The organism is Campylobacter sp. MIT 12-5580 (assembly GCF_005406235.1).
Classification (GTDB): Bacteria; Campylobacterota; Campylobacteria; order Campylobacterales; family Campylobacteraceae; genus Campylobacter_D.
This window is the reverse complement of the sequence record NZ_NXLK01000003.1, coordinates 118,567-136,431: the sequence shown is the minus strand read 5'-3', so window position 1 is coordinate 136,431 and position 17,865 is coordinate 118,567. Positions and strand designations below refer to the sequence as shown.

Sequence of the window (17,865 nt, the reverse complement as noted above, 5' to 3'; positions counted from 1 at the left end):
TTAAGAAAAATGAGCTACAATAAGCTTTTGAAAAAGGGAAGTTATGGCAAAAAACAAAAGTGTGATTTTTGAATGTCAGCATTGTGGTAACCAGCAAAGCAAATGGCTTGGAAAATGTCCTGATTGTGGCTCTTGGGATAGTTTTATCGAGCTTAAAGCCGAACAAATCGCTGTTTTAAAAGAAATCGCAACTCTAGGCTCTACACCAAATGAAGCAGTGTGTATAGAAGAAGTGAAGATAGAGACTTTAAAGCGAATTAGCACTGATGATCACGAGCTTGATTTGGTGCTTGGCGGGGGTTTGGTGCAAGGTTCTTTAGTGCTTATCGGCGGAAGTCCGGGCGTAGGCAAATCCACGCTTTTGCTTAAAATCGCTTCAAATTTAGCCAAAAAAGGCACAAAAGTGCTTTATGTAAGCGGCGAAGAGAGTAAAACGCAGATCAAATTAAGAGCCAATCGCCTTGAAGCAAATACTAAAGAGCTATTTTTACTCACTGAACTTTGTCTTGAAGATATCATCGCTCAAATCCACAAAGGTGGATATGAAGTCCTCATTATCGATTCTATTCAAACTTTGTATTCAAACAAGATCACTTCAGCAGCTGGTAGCTTAACACAAGTAAGAGAGATCACTTTTGAGCTGATGAGGCTTTCAAAAGCTCATAATATCAGCACTTTTATCATAGGACATATCACAAAAGACGGAGCCATAGCTGGTCCTAGAGTGCTTGAACATATGGTTGATGTAGTGCTTTATTTTGAGGGCGATTCTACGCGTGAAATTAGGCTTTTAAGAGGCTTTAAAAACCGCTTTGGCAACACAAGTGAGGTGGGTATTTTTGAGATGAGCGCAAGGGGGCTTATCAGTGCTAAGGATATAGCAAGTCGTTTTTTTGTGCGTGGAAAAGCCACAAGTGGCAGTGCTTTAGGCGTCATTATGGAAGGCTCTAGAGCTTTGATTATCGAAGTGCAAGCTTTAGTATGTGAAAGCTCTTATCCTAAACGAAGCACTACAGGCTATGAAAAAAACCGCCTTGATATGCTCTTAGCCTTACTTGAGCGGAAGCTTGAAATTCCTCTAGGGCATTATGATGTGTTTATCAATATCAGCGGAGGCGTAAAAGTCAATGAAACAGCGGCTGATTTAGCTGTGGTTGCAGCTATCATCTCAAGCTTTAGAAATCGCCCCTTAAGCAAGGATAGCGTCTTTATCGGTGAGCTGAGTTTAAATGGAGAGATAAGAGAAGTTTTTAGCCTTGATACGAGGTTAAAAGAAGCGAGTATGCAACATTTTAAAAATGCTATAGTGCCGATTAAAGCTCTTGAAAAAATCGATATAAAATGCTTTGTCGCTAAAGAGCTTAGTCAAGTTTTAGAATGGATGTAAAAAAACTATAAATCAAAATTTAAAAGTCTAAATTTAAAAAAGAACAAAGTTAAAAAAAGATTTTAAAAAGATAAAAAAATTAAAAAGCAAAGAGGCATAAAGCCTCTTTGTATGGTTTAAGTGTGATTAGAATTTGTAGATCGCTTGGAAACGAACTGAATTCTTTTTAGTGTCATAATCATCTACAGCACCAGCTTCTGCTTTAGCTTTTACATCAAGATAAGAATAGTAAAGCAAGAAGTCAAGGTTTTTAGTGTAGTTGTAGCTTACTTCTGCTACAGCTTCCATTTTATCACCGCCACCTGCACCAGCAGAAGTTGCAGCAGTGCCTGCATCAGCAGTAGTTGCACCATAAAGGAATTGAACGCCAAGTCTTAGATCAGATGGAAGAGTATAACCAGCAGTTACATAACCAAAGGTATTTTGTCCAAAGCTATCTGTAAGGTTAGAACCTTGCATATAGAAGATTTCCTTACCAGCTGGAAGCACTTTATAACTTCTATCTTCGATCATGTTAATAGTAGTTTTACCTTTTTTACCATACATTACACCACCAAGTGTGCCGTCAAAGCCATAACCTTTGATAGTTCCTCTAAGATTTACGAAATTACCATTAGCTACATTTTCGCTACCAAATTTATCTTTTACAGCAGAATCCAAAGAGTTACCTAAATAATTTACTTGAAGAGTCCAGCTTAAATCTTGATCGATAGGTAAGCCATACACTACATCAACAGCGTAGAAGAATGCTCTTTTATTTAAATAACCTAACCAAAGTTGAGTATCAAGAGTAGAACCACCCAAATCATACGCACCTATAGCAGCTGCACCATAGAAATTTTGTCTAAAGATAAAATCTGCCGCTGCATTGCTACCAACAGCATCAACATTAGTTGTAGGTCTTTGGAAAGCTCTTTCGCCATCAGCTTCAAAACTATCTACAGCAAAAGCAGCCAAAGTTAAGCCATCTATGCCAGTATAAACAGCTTTAGCAGCCATTCCTACTATATCATCAGTCCAAATGGTGCCAAGTTCTTGCTTACCCCAGATGAAGCTAGTGCCATAATCAGCTAAGTCATATTGCAAATATGCTTGACGAAGATTAAAGGTATTGCCGGTTGCAGTTGTATTACCTGCTCCATAACCACCATTTGCATCTTGTCCGTATTGAACTTGTCCAAATACTTTGAAGCCATCGCCAATATCAGCTTTTGCAGCTAATCTTGCACGGAATCTATGAGTTTGTTTTGCATTGTCGCCATTAATGCTACTTTGAGCATTTCTATCACCATGATCATCATTGCCTACCATTAATGTATCCCAAGCACCTGTATCATAGCGGTATCTTAATTGACCTGTAAAATCAACATTCTTAATCGCATCTTCTAAAGAAACAGCGTTAAGTGCTGAAAACGAACCTGCAGCGATAGCGGCTGCTAAACTTAACTTTACTAATTTCATACGAAATCTCCTTCACTAAAATTTTGAATTAGTGCGAGTATTGTAACCAAAAAAACAGATTTTTTTGTTTAAAATTTGCTTAAAGTATCAAAAAAGCTTATTTTTAAGAGATAAAAAGCTCTTAAAATTGAAAAAAGAGCAATATTTGAGTGCGTATTTTAGGGCAAAAGTGTATTTATGAAAAAAATAAAAATTTATTTACCTTTTGGCATTACAATATCACGCTTTAAAATACACTAAAGGAGTAAGGGTGCAAGCGTATAAAAAAGCTATATTTGCTTTAGCTTTGAGTGCTTTTTGTTTGGGTGTTACTGAATTTGTAATGGCTGGAGTTTTAGTTGATGTGCAAAAGTATTTTAATGTCGATGCAAAAACAGCTGGCTGGCTTACGACACTTTATGCGATCGGCGTTGTTATCGGCGCACCATTAATTACTATACCTTTAAGCCGTTTTAACCGCCATATACAGCTTCTTATCAATCTTAGCATTTTTGCAGTAGCAAATTTCATCATCTTTTTAAGTCCAAATTTTTATCTTACTGCCTTTGCTCGATTTATGGCTGGGACACAACATGGCGTGTTTTTTGTCATCGCAACACTTGCAGTTACTGCCATAGCTCCTGCAAATGAACGCTCAAGAGCTTTAGCTGTAATGGTTACGGGGCTAACCGTGGCTTTGGTTACGGGCGTGCCTTTAGGAACCTTTGTGGGGCATTTTTTTGGCTTTAAATTCATCTTTTTACTTATCTTTGTCATCACTTTGCTTGCGATTTTTGGAATTTTTCATATGATGCCAAGAGATATTAGCCCAAGTGCGATGAGTTTAAAAAGCCTTATACCAGCTTTTTCGCACAAAAATTTACTTAAAACTTATGTGATTACGACTTGTACTTGTGGGGCGCAATTTGTGCTTTATACTTATATACAAAAACTTTTAGTTGATGTCAGTGGCTTTGAAGTGGCAAGCACCGCATATATCTTGCTTGTTTATGGACTATGTGCCATACTTGGCAATCTTTACGGAGGCAAGCTTGTTGATAAAATAGGTGCTGTAATGAGCCTTAGGATCATACTTATCTTACAAGTTGCGGTGTTTTTAAGCGTGAGTTTTACTATGTATTCGCAAATTTTGATCGTGATAAATATCGCTTTGATAGGGGCTTTAAGCTTTTCAACCATACCAGCTTTAAAGATGATGGGCTTAAGCAAGGCAAAAAGGCATGCAAATTCCTTTATCGATAGTGCAGTAAGCATAAATGAAGCAGCCTTTAATGTCGGTATAGCTCTTGCTTCTTGGCTTGGTGGCTTTGTGCTTGCGCATTTGGGCGTTGAGTTTAATGCTGTTTTTTCGGCGTTATTTGTGCTACCGGCTTTACTTTTTAGCGTGCTTTTTGCAAAAGATAAGGTGAATTTTAACAAGCTTAAGAGAAAAAAGAAAGCTTAAACGCTCGCAAGAATTTGGCTTGGGTTAGAAAAATCGCAACTTTTAAATTTGGAACGAAATTTGCTTTATTTTTAGTGTAAAATTCACAAAAAAGGAGTGCAAGATGGTTAATTCTATCCAACAAGAAAGCGTAAATTCAAGCTTTTACTCAAAAGTTAAGACGCAAAAAACAAGTGCAGATGAGTTTCAAGCGACGATAAATGAGATCAAAAAAGAAGAAGAAAGCACAGAAAACTCAAATTCAAAATTTGAAAATCTTGATCTTGATTTGACTAAAACGATGAGTAATTTTATCACTTATGCTCAAAATAAAAGCTATGAGGACGGCTTGAAAAAGATAGAAGAAGATCAGCTTAACAAGCTTTTTAAAACTATCGATGAAAACACAAAAAACCGCTAAAATGCTTTAAGTTAAAAGAAGTTTTAAGCCCAAATTTGCTAGAATTAAAGCTTAAAATTTACTTAAAGAAAGCGTTTTATGGCTTATACAAGATTTAAAACAAAACAAATCAATGTGGGCGGCGTGCTTGTAGGAGGGGACGCGCCCATTTCTACTCAATCCATGCTTTTTAGCAAAACAAGAGATGTAAAGGGCTGTTTAGATCAGCTTAATCGCCTTTATTTTGCTGGGGCTGATATAGTGCGTTTAGCTTGTCTTGATATGGCTGATGCAAGGGCTTTAAAAGAGATCAAGGCTCAAAGTCCCTTGCCTCTTATAGTGGATATTCATTTTAATCATAAGCTTGCTGTTTTTTGTGCTGAATTTATCGATGGTGTGCGGATAAATCCGGGGAATATAGGCTCAAAAGATAACATTAAAGAAGTCGTAAAAGCCTGCAAAGAACGCAAAATCCCTATCCGCATAGGCATAAACCACGGCTCTATAGAAAAGCAGTTTGCTGATCGTTATGGATATGGCGTTGAAGCTATGCTTGCAAGCGCGCAGTATAATATCAAGCTTTTAGAGGACTTTGACTTTACAGATATAAAAATTTCGATGAAAACTTCAGACACTCAAAAAACCATAGAAGCGTATGAGCGTTTGCGTCCTTTGGTAAGCTATCCTTTTCACTTAGGTGTAACTGAAGCTGGCACGAAATTTCACAGCACCATAAAATCCTCAATCGCCCTTGGTAATTTACTCTTAAAAGGCATAGGCGATACGATGAGAGTTTCAATGACAGGCGAACTTGAAGAAGAAATTCGCGTTGCTAAGGCGATCTTGCAAGATAGTGGAGTGCAAAAAAGCGGAATTAATATCATCTCTTGTCCGACTTGTGGGCGAATTCAAAGTGATTTGGTAAAAGCTATAAAAATAGTCGAAGAAAAGGTAAAGCATATCAAAGAGCCTTTAAATATCAGCGTTATGGGTTGTGTTGTAAATGCTTTAGGAGAAGCTAAAGGAGCTGATGTAGCTATCGCCTTTGGCAAAGGACAAGGACTTGTGATAAGACATGGCGAAGTGGTGGCTAAGCTTAAAGAAAATGAACTTGTGGATCGCTTTTTGCAAGAAGTTGAGGACGAAGTAAGGGTGCGAAAAGAAGCTTGAGGGCTTTTTGCTTGAAGCTTCTTTTATCGTTTTGAGGTGTTTATTTGCTTTTTGCTGGCTGAATTGTTATAAATTTTAATTCATCATCACATTTGGCTGGGCGTTTAGCTTTTTATACTCTTCACAAGAATTAAGATGTGTAAGATCGCAAGCTTTGCCGAAGTATTTTTTTGCGTCTGCTTGATTTTTCTTTTCAAGAGCAATTTTACCTAAAGCATAGCACGCTGGGGCGTAGTTAAGCTCGCAAGAACTCGTAAAAGCTCTTGAAGCAAGTTGAATGTTTTGACGCACTAAAATGCCATCTTCATAAAGCAAACCTTGTTTAAAGCAAGCAGCTGCGTCCTTGAGTTTGCATGCTCTTTGAAAAAAATCAAGCGCCAAGCTTCCATCTTCTTGTGCTTCATATCTTAGCCCTAAATTTACGCACGAATCCTTATGTCCTAGGACGCAAGCTTGATAAAAGCTTAAATCAGCTTGCTTGTTTTGTCCATATTTATCTAAAAGCAAGGCAAGATTAAAGCAGGCGCTAGCTTGCTTGAGTTGGCATGCTTTTTCATAATAGCTTTTTGCCCTAGCATCATCTTTATCTACACCTTGCGCGCTTTCATACATAAAACCAAGAAAAAAGCAGGCTTTGGCGTTATTATTTTGCTGGCATAAATCATAAAAAATCGTTGCTGCTTGGGTGTAATTTTGCGCCTCATAACGCCCCAAACCTTCATCTAAGCTTGCTGAAAAAGCAAAACTTAAGCATATACTGATACATAAAAATAGTTTTTTCATCACAAATCCTTAATCAAATCTTTTGTTTTTAAAACCCATTGTTTTTGTTTTTCAATCTGGCTTTTGTATTTGTTAATGATAGCAAATTTTTGTAAAATTAAAGCCTTAAAAGCTGAATTTAAATCCTCGTATTTTTTTAAGATAAAAGGCTTATCGATAAGCAAAGCCTCAAATTCGTAAAAATTTAGCTCAGTAAGCATTCTTTCATAAATTTCATGATATTCTGGGTGATAAAGGTGAAATTCAGTGCTATCAAGTTCGAAAAATTCGCGACTTTCATTGATCTTGCGACTAAAAAAGCTTAAAGTAAGCTTACTTGCACTTTCATAATTTGTCAAAGCCTTAATGCTAAGCTTTTCAAAAAACAAATCAAGCTTTAAACTCTCTTCAAACAAAGCCTGCTTAAAGTCCTTTAAAAAAAGCTCATCACTAGCTCCCACAAAGGCTCTTAGTTCTGAAAAATCCACCTCGCTTTGCAAGGCTTCATCTTTTTGAATATGCAAAAACTCGGATTTAAACAAAATGATTTTTTGCTCTAAATGTGAAAAAATGCCTTCTAAATCAAGCTTTAAGCCTTCAAATTCTTTTAAAATTTGAGTTTTCATTTTTTTAAATTCTTTGTTGAGTTTATCGCTGTGATAAAACAAATTTAAAAACACCTCATCACTTGCTATAGCTGGGGCTTTGTATTCGTGTTTTTGATATAAGTTTTTGTGTAAAAAGCTTGTGCTTGGAGTGTAAAAATAAGCTTGTTTTTCTTTGATGTTTGCTTCTATTTCTTGGGCTATTTTTTCACTTAAAGCCTTAAGATGAGTAAGTACTTCTAAGCTAAGCAAATCAATCTTTTGCTTGATAATACTTTCATTTTGTGTTAAAAAATCCTCATAAGTCTTAAAAATATTAACAAGTTTTTCAAGTATGTTTTCAAAGAGCAAGTATTGAGAAAGTAGAATTTCACAGAGCTTTAAAAGCCTTGTTTTGATAAAATTTTTATGCAGTTTTTGCGTATCTAAGCTTTGTAAATGTTTAAGCAAGGCAGGAAAATTTGAGCGCTCATAGCTTTGCTTTAGCTTAGCTTCTTTGCAAGATAAGGGTATGATTGCATTGTTAAAATACTTCCCAAAGACTTCTGTAGCGTAGTTTAAAACCCTTTCAAGTTCAACTTGATCGAGTTTGTCTTTTTGATTAAGCACGCAAAGGCTTTGGGTATCTTTTAAAAGCTCTAAATGCGATATGATAGCGTCTTCCTCGCTTTTTTTACCTGCATTATCAATCAAAGAAAGCCAAATAACACTATGTATATTTTCAAGCTCGCTAAAAGCACTTTTATCATCTGTTGCATTTGCATTTAAGCCGGGCATATCCACTAAAGTAAGCTTTTCAAGCAAGGGTATGGGAGCAAACAATGTAAGGCTTTTTACTGCTTGAAGTTCTTTTCTTTGATCTGTATAAAAACCAAGTTCGCTTAGCTCACAAAGCTTTTCAAAGCCATTTTCAAACTCAACCTTTAGCAAATATTCCTTTGCATAACGCAAAAAAGTAGGCTTAAAGGTAACCGGCACAGCTCCTGTTGGAAGAATTTCTTTTTGCAAGATAAGATTTAAAAGGCTTGATTTGCCACTTGAAAACTGCCCCAAAATAGCTACATTTATAGGCTTTTCTAGGCTTGCAATGATAGAGTTTAAGCGAGTTAAAAAAGACGCACTAGCATGCAAAAAAGGCTCATGAAAACGCATTTTAATGCGTTCTAGCTCGCCTTTAAAATCATTTTGAAATTCTTGTTTGTATTCTTTTTCATAGGCATTGATAAAATCTTTAATAAGCTTAATGTGCATGGTTTAAACTTTCTTTGATATGTATAAGCTTTGCTTTTTTTGCTTCATTTTGCTCTAAAATAAGGCTTAAATTTTCAGTATCAAGCTTTTCAAGCCTTTGTTTAAACTCAAGCTCTTTTTCTTTGTGTGCCAAGACAAGTTCATTAACCTTATCTTGCAAAAAGCCAAACATTTCATTTTCTAAGCTTAACTTTCCAACAAATTCAGCACAATCAAAAGCTTGTAAAAAGTCCTCAAACAAGGAGCTAAGCCTTGCTTTAAAGTCTTTTGCTTCGTTTTTAAGCATAATCAAATTTGAAAACTCACGCGATACATTACGCAAAAGCTCAAGGGCTAAAAACTGCGTAAAAGCTGTTGAAGCAAGCTTTCTAAAAGCTTGAATATCGTTTAAAAACTCAGTGTTTTTTGCTTTGTATTTAAGGCTAAGCTTTTCGTTAAATGCTTCAGTTATTTTCATGTTTTGAAAATAAATTTGACGCAAAATGTCATTAAAACCATCTTCTAAATTTTGTAAGAAAATTTTTTCTAAAGCCTCAAGTGCCCTAGAATTTGCTTTAGCGTAGTTAAACTCATCATTAAGCTTGTTTTCAAGTCTTTTAAATAAAGCTTTAAGACTAGAGTTTGCATTAAGGTTATTTGCTTTTAGTTCAGCTTTGAATTCTTTTAACTCAGCTTTTAAGCTCTCAAGCTTTTTAGCTTCAGTCTTAAATTCGCTTAAAAGCTTTACATTTTCATCATTTAAGCCTAAATTTTTACTTTGCAAGGCTTTGTTTTCACGCTCTAATTTTTCTATAAGCTCGTCTGTAATGAGCTTAAGTTCGTTTTTAAAGCTTTCAAGCACAAGTTTTGACTTTGTAGAGCTAAAAATTTGCTGGTATAAATAAGTCTCAAGACGCGGAATTTGACTTTGCATAAGAGTGTTTTTATCAGCTTTGTTTTCATAAAATTCTAAAGCTTGTTTTGAACTTATGCTTAAAAAATCAATCTTTTCAAGCAAAAACTCATCTAAACCTTGTTCTTTTAACCTTTGTTTAAGGCTTTTTTGTGTGTAAGTAATCACCTCATCAAGCTCATTTTGAGTGAGTAAATCAGCCTTTGAGATGATGATTAAAAAACGACTTATGCGAGAATTATTAAGGCAAGCAAGCAAAAACTCACTATCTTTTTGGCTTAAACTTTGGCTTGCATTCATAAGATACATTAAAAAATCACAATTATTCAAATAATCCTTGCTTAACTGCTCTCTTTGCACAAACACATCATCAAGCCCGGGCGTGTCGATGATAGTGATATTATCTTTTAGGAAATCAAGCTCACTGAAAAGTTCTATTTTTTGGATTAAAACTGAAAGTGGATTTTTAGCGCTACTATAAAAACTTAGTTCATTAAGCTTAATGTCCTTGCTTAGACTTTCATCGCTTATAAACTCTTTAATTTGAGGCTTTAGCTCATTTAACACTTCAGCTAAGCCTTTATCATACAAGGCATTTTTTTGCAGACTTTCAAACTCGGCTTTATTCCAAAAATACAGCTTTGCTTTTGGCTCTTGAGCGTATTTTAAAAGGGTTAAATTAGCCGTTTCAGGTATGTTTGAAACGCCTAGAATTCGTGTTTTTAAAAGAGCATTTAAAAGACTTGATTTACCAGCATTCATTATGCCAGCAACGACGATGTTAAACTCAGTGTTTTTAAAACGCATTAAAGCATTACTTAGTCTTTGATTTAAATTTGGTATATCGCTTAAACTTAAAAGCTCATTGCAAAGACTTTCAAGTTCTTTTGATTCGGTAAAAAAACCTTGTTTTTTATCTTGCACTTCACATTTAAAATGCTCTAAAAATGCACTCACGCACTCAGTATCAGCTATGCTTTTTAAAAGCTTTAAGGCTCTTAAGAGTTGATCTTTTTCAAAAAAGCCAAGTTTTAGGGTATTTAAAATTTGAAGCTGGGCAAGTTGGATACTGAAAATATCAGCCCTTAAGTGAAACTTTTTTAAAATTTGAGTAAAAAGTTCAAGCTTTAAAAATCTTTCATAATTTTCATCATTTGCGCTTAAAATGATAGCACATTCAGCCTCGTTTATATCAAGATGATTTTCAAGCTTGCTTGAGCTGTCAAGATAGAGTAAATGCTGTTTCCATAGCCTTTTAAGCAAGTCAAGCCCCTCAAAATGAGGGGAGTTTTCATTTGTTTCTTTGGGCAACAAGTTGTCTTCTCATGTAGGCGATTTTACTTTGTAAAGGAAGCTCTTTAGGGCAATTATCCTCACAAGCAAGCAAACTCATACAACCAAAAACACCATCATCATCACCAACTAGCTCGTAAAAATCCTCTACACTTCTTTCATCGTGCGGATCTTGTAAATATCTAGCTGTTCTTAAAAGTCCTGTAGCACCGATGAAATTTGGACGCATAAGCTTAGTAGCACATGAGGCAAGACAAATGCCACACTCAATGCAGCGATCAAGTTCAAAGGTTTCATCAGCCACTTCTGGTTCTATTTTTTCTTCTATCTTGCTAATATCAGTTTCTTTATCAGTATGCACCCAGCTTTCAACGCGTTTACACATATCCTCAAACCATTCGCCTGTATTTACGCTTAGGTCTTTAATATGCCTAAAGGCTGGCATAGGCATAAGCTCTATGACGCCATCTTTATAGTCCTTTGTCAAGGTTTTACAAGCAAGTTTTGGCACCCCATTAATCATCATGGCACAACTTCCACAAATTCCAGCCCTGCATACAAAATCAAAGCTCAAATCCGCATCAAATTTTTCGCGGATTAAAGTAAGGCATACAAAAATCGTCATAAAAGGCGTTTCTTCAAGCTCATAACTTACAAATTGTGGTTTTGAAATTTTACTTAGCGGATTGTATTTTAAGGCTCTAATAGTAAGCTTTCTACTCATAATCTACTCCTATTCTTTGATTTTTGGCTTTATATTTGGCTTGAAGCTCATAAGGCATAAGTGCTTCTTGGATTTCATAACGTCCTTTGCCTTCATTTTCCATTTTTTCTCTTATGCTATCAACTTCTTCTTGTCTTTTAGCTGAAAGTGGATTTTCTATGATATTACCTTTGGCGCCATATCCTCTAAAGGCTGGTGGCATTTCCATTTTCATAATATCAAGTTCATCATATTCAACACGAGGCATATTTTCACCCTCTACCCAATAAGTAAGTGTTCTTTTCATCCAATTTAAATCATCTCTTTTTGGATAATCCTCTCTGTAATGCGCCCCACGACTTTCAGTCCTTAAAAGTGCGCCATAAGCTACGCAAAGTGCAACTTTAAGCATTCTTGGCACTCTGTAAGCTTCTTCAAGCTCTGGATTAGCACAATCAAGCTCTTTGTTATGCACTTTGACATCTAAGGACTTTTTATATAGCTCTTCAAGCTCATCAACAGCTTCTTTTAAGCCCTCTCCTGTGCGGAAAATCGCTACTTTTTCCCACATAATCTCTTTCATCTTGTTTTTGATCTCAAAAACATCGTTCTTGCCATCTTTGTTTGCAAGACTTTTGAGGTATTCATACTCTTTGGTTAAAAAGTCTTTAACTATGTTTGTATCAATCACTTCGCCATTTTTCTTACAATAATCAGCAAAATAATCTCCCACTATCATACCCGCAACAACAGTTTCAGCACATGAGTTTCCACCTAAGCGGTTAAAGCCGTGCATATCCCAGCACGCTGCTTCTCCACATGCAAAAAGTCCATCAAGCCACTGACTTTCTCCTGTTGGTTTGGTGCGAATGCCGCCCATTGAGTAGTGCTGCATAGGTAAAACCGGTGCCCAGCCCTTAGGTCCTTCATCAGCTGGATCGATACCATTAAAGGTTTTGCAAATATCTTGCACATCTCTTAAGTTTTTTTCTATATGAGCGCGTCCTAAGATAGAAATATCAAGCCATAAATGATCCCCATAAGGACTTTTCACGCCTTTACCTTTGCGAATATGCTCCATCATTCTACGACTTACCACATCACGACTTGCAAGCTCTTTTTTCTCTGGCTCATAATCAGGCATAAAGCGGTATCCATCAACATCTCTTAACACGCCTCCATCGCCTCTACAACCTTCAGTAAGCAAAATTCCACTTGGCACTATAGGTGTTGGGTGAAATTGCACCGCTTCCATATTGCTTAGTCTGCAAAGTCCTGTTTCAAGGGCTATAGCTGCACCTGTGCCTTCACAAATTACAGCATTTGTTGTTTGTTTATAAATCCTGCCATAGCCTCCTGTTGCTATCATGGTTCCTCTTGCAACAAAGGCTGTAAGCTCGCCATTTGTTAAATCCCTTGCTATAACGCCAAGACATTTTTTGCCATCATGCATAATGCGAACCGCTTCCATTCTATCTATGATTTTTACTTGATTTTTAATGGCTTCATTTGCCACCCCATATAGCATACAATGCCCTGTAGCATCGGCTATAAAACAGGTTCGCCATTTTTTAGTGCCACCAAAATCCCTTGCATTGATAAGCCCATGAGCAGCTTCTTTTTCCTCAATAACAGTTTTTTGAGCGTTAATGACTACTGTTCTTGGTCCTTTTGTTACCCTAGTCCAAGGCACGCCCCAAGAAGCAAGCTCACGCACAGCCTTTGGTGCAGTTTGAGCAAACATTCTAGCTACTTCTTGATCACAGCCCCAATCAGAGCCCTTAACTGTATCTGCAAAGTGTAAGTCTTCATTATCGCCCTCGCCCTTAGCTCCATTTCCAAGACTTGCTTGCATACCGCCTTGAACCGCTGCTGAGTGTGAACGTTTTACCGGACATATACTTAAAAGGGTTACACTTTGATCTGTTTTTGCTACTTCAATGGCAGCCCTAAGCCCAGCTAAACCACCACCTATTACGAGTGCGTCACTATATTGAATATTCATTTTCTTTACTCCTTATCTTTGCATATATGTAGGCACATAACGATCGCCTGCTTTATGATCATCGCTTAAGCCAACTTTTACATAAGCTGCCATAGTTAAAAGTCCTAGAGCGATGAAAAACACACTGATAAGCCATTTAAGCTTTTTAAGTGTTTTGCGACTTGCTTTAGCATTTTTACCTTCAAACCAGCCCCATTTTACGCAAAGCCTGTAAAGTCCTATACCACCATGAAGCTCAACAGCAAAAAGCAAGATAAGATAAAAAGGCCACATTTGAAGCATTCTATCTCCACTACCATAAGGATCGATAGTGTGAGCTTGAAAAAACATAAGCCCTAAATGAAGAGAAGCAAAGAAAAACATGATAAAACCAGTGATTGCTTGGATAAACCACAAATCAGTATCGCCGTGTTTAATCACTTTTGCGTGCGTGCGTAAAAGCTGCCATTGTCTAAAATTAATAGGAAATTTACGCATAGCAAGCCCAGCATGCACCACAAACACCACAAACACCACAAACACGATACAGGATACCACCCAAGGTTGCGGTGTGCCAAAGATAAAATCACCCTCAAACATCTTAGAGATTTTATACATAAAATCGCTACTAATAAGAATACTAGAAACGAAAAACATATGCCCCCACATAAATAGCCCTAAAAAAAGCCCAGAAGCACTTTGGATAAAGTCAAGCTTAGCAGGCATTTTGCTTTTTTTGCCTTCAGCACTTTTTCCTAAGTAGCCTTCAATGATTTGTTGCATTTTTACTCCTTTTTTTGTAAATTCGCATTATCAATTTATATTATATTTGCGAATTTATTTAAAAGAGCTTAAAAAATAATTTTTGTTAAATCTAAGATAAATATATATTAAAAAAGTAACACCAAACATCACAAGACTTAAAAGCTGCCCCATACTCAAATCAAGCACTATAAAACCTAAATTTGAATCAGGTTCTCTAAAAAATTCACACACAAAACGCATAAAAGAATAGCTCATCGCATAAACTAAAATCAACTCACCTTGAAATTTCTGCTTTGTGCGTAAAAAATGAATGAGTAAAAAGATAACAAAACCCTCTAAAAATGCTTCGTAAAGCTGGCTAGGATGGCGTAAAACACCATTTACATAAATGCCCCAAGGCACATCAGTTGCTCGCCCAAATAATTCTTGATTTAAAAAATTTCCAATTCGTCCAAAAGTATAGGCTAAAGGCACGCTTAAAGCGACAAGATCAAGGTATTTAAGCAAATTTGAAAAATACTCTTTTTTAAAACGACGACAAAATAGCAAAGTCGCGATAAATGCTCCTAAAACAGCCCCATGAAAGCTCATACCGCGAATTCCTACAAATTCGCCATTTTGATCAAAAGGATTAAAAATCTGCCAAGGATGCGTAAGATAAAACAAGGTATAATCATCATAAATAAGTATATATCCAAGCCTAGCACCTAAAATCACGCCAAGTTCTACCCATACAAAATAGCTATCAAGGAGTTTATCACCGATAGGGATTTTATCTTTTTTTACATAATGTTTTGCCAAAACAAGAGCAAACAAAAGTGCAAAAATGTAACACAAGCTATACCAATACACTTTAAATCCAAAGAATTCAAACGCTATAACATCAAAATGAGAATAAATATCTTGCCAAAACTGCACTCTTTGTCCTTTTGTTTTTCAATTTAGAAAACAAAAATATAGCAAATTAGGCTTAATCTTGCTATAATGTCTTTTTAAATTTCTTAAAGTGAGAAAAAATGAAAAAAATTGCTCTTATTTTATCTATAGTTTTGTTTTTAGCTTGTGCAAAAAACTCAGTTCTTACCATACCTTTGCCAAGTTTTCAAGCCGAATTTAAAGAAAAATCACAACACACAGATCAAGTAACATATAATTTGCTTCAAATGCAAAAAAAGAATGAGTATTCAAGCTATTTTGAGGACTCTATCCTTAAGATAAGACTTGATGAGGAATTAAAACTTTTAGCACAAAAGATAGAAGAAGCAAGCGTGAAACTCCTCCTTGCCAAAGGATATGATCTTAGCAAGACAAAGCAATATAAGTTAAAAGAAAGCATTGTTGTTCTTATCAAAGAAGAATTTGATCGAGAAAAAACAGACTTTCTAAAAGGAAAACAAGTGAGCTCAAATTTAAGCTTAGAGCTTGAATTTCAAGCATCTTTTAGCAAAGCTAATGATAAAAACAAGGTGCAAACACAAGCAGGTGTAAAAACAAAACTTGAACCAATCGCGATAAACTACCCTATCAAAAGTGATGAGGGCATAGGCAACTTTAAAGAAAGTATAAGCAGTATCCCAACGCAAGTCAATGCGAATTTAAAAGAAGCTGTGCTTAATATTGATGAGGTGCTTCGAACCTTTTATTATGAAGTATTAAGCTCTCTTAATGAAAATATTAAAGCTGAAGATTCACAAGCTGAGGTGATAAGAATGCAAACTCAAGAAGGCATTATCATTTTTGAGTAGAAGCTGAAGTGTAAATTTGAGTGATAAAGTTGATATCTACAATATCGCCTTGTGCTTTAAAATCAACAGGTGTTTCAAGCTTGATGATATTTTTATACGCATTTAAAGCATCAATAAATTCATAAAATTCAGCCGTACTTTTAAGCGTAGCGCTTATGTTAAACTCGGCAAATAAGTATTGGTTTGTATTTGTATTTTCAAGCTTTTTAAGTTTTACATTTGTAAAATATGTATTTAAAAATTTTATAAAATCTTCTTCATCAAAACTTGAGTCAAATTGGGTGAAAATTTTCTCATTTTCGCTTCGTAAGGTATTAAGCTTGCTTTCACTAACTTGAAATTTCTCGTTAAGATGAGCATTGACAGAGTTTTGCGAATATAATCTCAAACTTACATTTTTATAATTTTTCACCATAGGCAAGATTAAAATCAAAACAAGCAAACCACAAATAAGCACAAAAATCATCGCATAAATAACAAGCTTAACAAGATTGATTTCTTCAAGACTTTTATCATTTTTCATTGTATGCTCCCATAATTTAAGCTTTTATTTGTGCTTACAAATTTAAACCAGCCGGTATTGAGCGGATAAAAGCTTGTCCTACTCTCATCAAAAATACTTTTTAGTGGTGTTTGCACGAGCAAAGAAAACATTTCTTTCGTTGGTGTAACGCCTCTTAGCTCAAGAGTGTTTTTGTTTAATTGCATACTTTCAAGGCGAATTCCTCCTGATTTAAGCACGAGATCAAAAAGATTATGAACGACTTTTTTGATCTTTATGTTGCTACCATCTTGTGAAATGCTTTCATTGCTATTGCTTGAAGCAACGATTTGCAAGGCAAGCTCTTTTCTTTGGGTAAGCAAGTCAAATAAAGCATCATTTTGGCTTGTCTTTTCTTGCAAAAGCACTGCTTCTTGCCTTTTGCTCTCAAGCTCTGAGCTTAAAAGCAAATACCTTGCAACGATGAAAAAATATACAGCAAAAATGATAGCTATGCTTAACACAAAAAAAGCGATCCAAATCTTTGCAAATAGGCTAAAAATAGGCTTTATCTTTGGCTTGATGAAACTATAAGTCATATTTTTAACTCCTTGCAAGCAAGCTCATGCATAAGATCAAGTGTATCAATTTGTATCACTTGCGGCTTGATAAAAATTTCACCTTCTATATAATCAAGCACTACTGCTGAAATATTTTCATTATCAAAAATCACAAATTCATCGATAAAATTGCCTTTATAGAGTGGGTTGTTATAAAATTCTTGTATGCTTGAAAAGATATATGAACACATCTTCATATCGCTTGAAAAATGGCTTAAATCCTCTTTTGTAGTCGTAGCGTATTTTAAATCATCAAGCTTTTCATCAAGCAAATTATCTAAATTCCCAAAATCATAATTTTCTATATCTATGTCTTCTTCGGGATTATTTTCCTCGCCTTTTTCTTGCGAAGAAAGGGTGGAGGCTTCATCTTGAAGATTGATATCAAAAAAACTTCCAAATAAAATTTCTTTTTCTTTACACACCATCATAGCTACGCTTTCAGCTTGCCTATACGCATAAAGCACGATGCCTTTTCTAGCAGCTTGTTGTTTGATACAATAATACAACAAGCTCAAAGGCGAAAAGATAAAATCAAGCCCACCATAATCCTTAAAACTCTCTTTGTATTCTTGAATATTTGCTAAGGAAGTATAAATTTGAGCATTTGCTAAACTTAAGCAAGAAATATTTTCTGCATTGACACCAAAACGAGCAAATTCTTTAGTATCATTTGTCGGGATCAAGCCTTGAGTAGGTGCGTTGAAAAACACTGCTATGTAATGAAGCTGGTATTCTTTAGCAAGATTTTTAAGATAATCAAAAAGTTTTTCCTTATCCTCAAACTGCTTTTCATAGGTATTGATAATCTTTTTGTTTTTAATGCTATGAGCGCGAATGATATGTGTTTTGCTTTCAAAAACTACACAAACAATCAGCTGCAACATATAGCGTCTGAGCGAAAACAACATTCCTCTTATCCT

General features: G+C 35.6%; 16 protein-coding genes. 5 read left to right on the top strand and 11 right to left on the bottom strand.

Annotation, left to right across the window (positions count from 1 at the left end):
- Positions 1–43 precede the first annotated feature (43 nt).
- Positions 44–1,387, top strand: a complete 1,344-nt coding sequence (gene radA / locus CQA38_RS04250) for a DNA repair protein RadA (protein ID WP_137632752.1) — start codon at positions 44–46, stop codon at positions 1,385–1,387.
- Between the two features lie 126 nt (positions 1,388–1,513).
- Here radA and CQA38_RS04245 read toward each other — a convergent pair whose 3' ends face one another.
- Positions 1,514–2,848, bottom strand: coding sequence for a major outer membrane protein (locus CQA38_RS04245; RefSeq protein WP_137632751.1), 1,335 nt, complete (start codon positions 2,846–2,848; stop codon positions 1,514–1,516).
- Positions 2,849–3,098: 250 nt separating this feature from the next.
- On the opposite strand from CQA38_RS04245, the gene CQA38_RS04240 reads away from it, so the two are divergent.
- The 3 genes from CQA38_RS04240 to ispG all read left to right on the top strand — a co-directional run bounded on the left by CQA38_RS04240 (position 3,099) and on the right by ispG (position 5,841).
- Positions 3,099–4,292: an MFS transporter gene (locus CQA38_RS04240; protein WP_137632750.1), complete on the top strand. Its 1,194-nt coding sequence runs from the start codon at positions 3,099–3,101 to the stop codon at positions 4,290–4,292.
- A gap of 103 nt (positions 4,293–4,395) precedes the next feature.
- Entirely contained in the window at positions 4,396–4,692 is a 297-nt protein-coding gene (locus CQA38_RS04235) for a hypothetical protein (protein WP_137632749.1), read from the top strand.
- 78 nt (positions 4,693–4,770) lie between these two features.
- Positions 4,771–5,841 (top strand): flavodoxin-dependent (E)-4-hydroxy-3-methylbut-2-enyl-diphosphate synthase, encoded by a 1,071-nt coding sequence (ispG, locus tag CQA38_RS04230; protein ID WP_137632748.1) that lies wholly within the window; start codon positions 4,771–4,773, stop codon positions 5,839–5,841.
- 75 nt (positions 5,842–5,916) lie between these two features.
- On the opposite strand, the gene CQA38_RS04225 is transcribed toward ispG, so the two are convergent.
- From CQA38_RS04225 to lgt, 7 genes are read right to left on the bottom strand one after another with little or no spacing between them, the layout of a single operon-like run.
- Entirely contained in the window at positions 5,917–6,624 is a 708-nt protein-coding gene (locus tag CQA38_RS04225; protein WP_137632747.1) for a tetratricopeptide repeat protein, read from the bottom strand.
- Complete coding sequence (locus tag CQA38_RS04220; RefSeq protein ID WP_137632746.1) at positions 6,624–8,459, bottom strand: dynamin family protein; 1,836 nt, start codon at positions 8,457–8,459, stop codon at positions 6,624–6,626. The genes CQA38_RS04225 and CQA38_RS04220 overlap by 1 nt, the downstream gene beginning before the upstream one ends.
- A complete protein-coding gene (locus tag CQA38_RS04215; protein WP_137632745.1) occupies positions 8,449–10,662 on the bottom strand; it encodes a dynamin family protein in 2,214 nt (737 codons plus the stop codon). The genes CQA38_RS04220 and CQA38_RS04215 overlap by 11 nt, the downstream gene beginning before the upstream one ends.
- Positions 10,643–11,368 (bottom strand): fumarate reductase iron-sulfur subunit, encoded by a 726-nt coding sequence (locus CQA38_RS04210; RefSeq protein WP_137632744.1) that lies wholly within the window; start codon positions 11,366–11,368, stop codon positions 10,643–10,645. Before CQA38_RS04210 ends, CQA38_RS04215 begins: the two co-directional genes overlap by 20 nt.
- Positions 11,361–13,352: a fumarate reductase flavoprotein subunit gene (locus CQA38_RS04205; RefSeq protein ID WP_137632743.1), complete on the bottom strand. Its 1,992-nt coding sequence runs from the start codon at positions 13,350–13,352 to the stop codon at positions 11,361–11,363. Before CQA38_RS04205 ends, CQA38_RS04210 begins: the two co-directional genes overlap by 8 nt.
- A gap of 12 nt (positions 13,353–13,364) precedes the next feature.
- A complete protein-coding gene (locus CQA38_RS04200; RefSeq protein ID WP_137632742.1) occupies positions 13,365–14,114 on the bottom strand; it encodes a fumarate reductase cytochrome b subunit in 750 nt (249 codons plus the stop codon).
- Positions 14,115–14,168: 54 nt separating this feature from the next.
- Complete coding sequence (lgt, locus tag CQA38_RS04195; protein ID WP_137632741.1) at positions 14,169–15,014, bottom strand: prolipoprotein diacylglyceryl transferase; 846 nt, start codon at positions 15,012–15,014, stop codon at positions 14,169–14,171.
- A 98-nt stretch (positions 15,015–15,112) separates the two neighbouring features.
- Here lgt and CQA38_RS04190 point away from each other — a divergent pair, with 98 nt between their 5' ends.
- Positions 15,113–15,841, top strand: a complete 729-nt coding sequence (locus tag CQA38_RS04190) for a hypothetical protein (RefSeq protein ID WP_137632740.1) — start codon at positions 15,113–15,115, stop codon at positions 15,839–15,841.
- Here the strand turns inward: CQA38_RS04190 and CQA38_RS04185 are convergent.
- From CQA38_RS04185 to CQA38_RS04175, 3 genes are read right to left on the bottom strand one after another with little or no spacing between them, the layout of a single operon-like run.
- The gene (locus CQA38_RS04185; protein ID WP_137632739.1) at positions 15,828–16,364 is read right to left on the bottom strand and encodes a hypothetical protein; all 537 of its coding nucleotides are present in this window, start codon (positions 16,362–16,364) and stop codon (positions 15,828–15,830) included. The two genes, CQA38_RS04190 and CQA38_RS04185, sit on opposite strands and share 14 nt — an antisense overlap.
- Complete coding sequence (locus tag CQA38_RS04180) at positions 16,361–16,921, bottom strand: hypothetical protein (RefSeq protein WP_137632738.1); 561 nt, start codon at positions 16,919–16,921, stop codon at positions 16,361–16,363. The genes CQA38_RS04185 and CQA38_RS04180 overlap by 4 nt, the downstream gene beginning before the upstream one ends.
- A complete protein-coding gene (locus tag CQA38_RS04175) occupies positions 16,918–17,853 on the bottom strand; it encodes a hypothetical protein (protein ID WP_137632737.1) in 936 nt (311 codons plus the stop codon). Before CQA38_RS04175 ends, CQA38_RS04180 begins: the two co-directional genes overlap by 4 nt.
- Between the last annotated feature and the right edge of the window lie 12 nt (positions 17,854–17,865).

Coding starts and splice junctions, on each gene's coding strand:
- ispG (WP_137632748.1), top strand. CDS start 4,771: ATGGCTTATACAAGATTTAAAACAAAACAAATCAATGTGGGCGGCGTG.
- CQA38_RS04245 (WP_137632751.1), bottom strand. CDS start 2,848: ATGAAATTAGTAAAGTTAAGTTTAGCAGCCGCTATCGCTGCAGGTTCG.
- radA (WP_137632752.1), top strand. CDS start 44: ATGGCAAAAAACAAAAGTGTGATTTTTGAATGTCAGCATTGTGGTAAC.
- CQA38_RS04190 (WP_137632740.1), top strand. CDS start 15,113: ATGAAAAAAATTGCTCTTATTTTATCTATAGTTTTGTTTTTAGCTTGT.
- CQA38_RS04175 (WP_137632737.1), bottom strand. CDS start 17,853: ATGTTGTTTTCGCTCAGACGCTATATGTTGCAGCTGATTGTTTGTGTA.
- CQA38_RS04185 (WP_137632739.1), bottom strand. CDS start 16,364: ATGAAAAATGATAAAAGTCTTGAAGAAATCAATCTTGTTAAGCTTGTT.
- CQA38_RS04205 (WP_137632743.1), bottom strand. CDS start 13,352: ATGAATATTCAATATAGTGACGCACTCGTAATAGGTGGTGGTTTAGCT.
- CQA38_RS04235 (WP_137632749.1), top strand. CDS start 4,396: ATGGTTAATTCTATCCAACAAGAAAGCGTAAATTCAAGCTTTTACTCA.
- CQA38_RS04180 (WP_137632738.1), bottom strand. CDS start 16,921: ATGACTTATAGTTTCATCAAGCCAAAGATAAAGCCTATTTTTAGCCTA.
- CQA38_RS04220 (WP_137632746.1), bottom strand. CDS start 8,459: ATGCACATTAAGCTTATTAAAGATTTTATCAATGCCTATGAAAAAGAA.
- CQA38_RS04225 (WP_137632747.1), bottom strand. CDS start 6,624: ATGAAAAAACTATTTTTATGTATCAGTATATGCTTAAGTTTTGCTTTT.
- CQA38_RS04200 (WP_137632742.1), bottom strand. CDS start 14,114: ATGCAACAAATCATTGAAGGCTACTTAGGAAAAAGTGCTGAAGGCAAA.
- CQA38_RS04210 (WP_137632744.1), bottom strand. CDS start 11,368: ATGAGTAGAAAGCTTACTATTAGAGCCTTAAAATACAATCCGCTAAGT.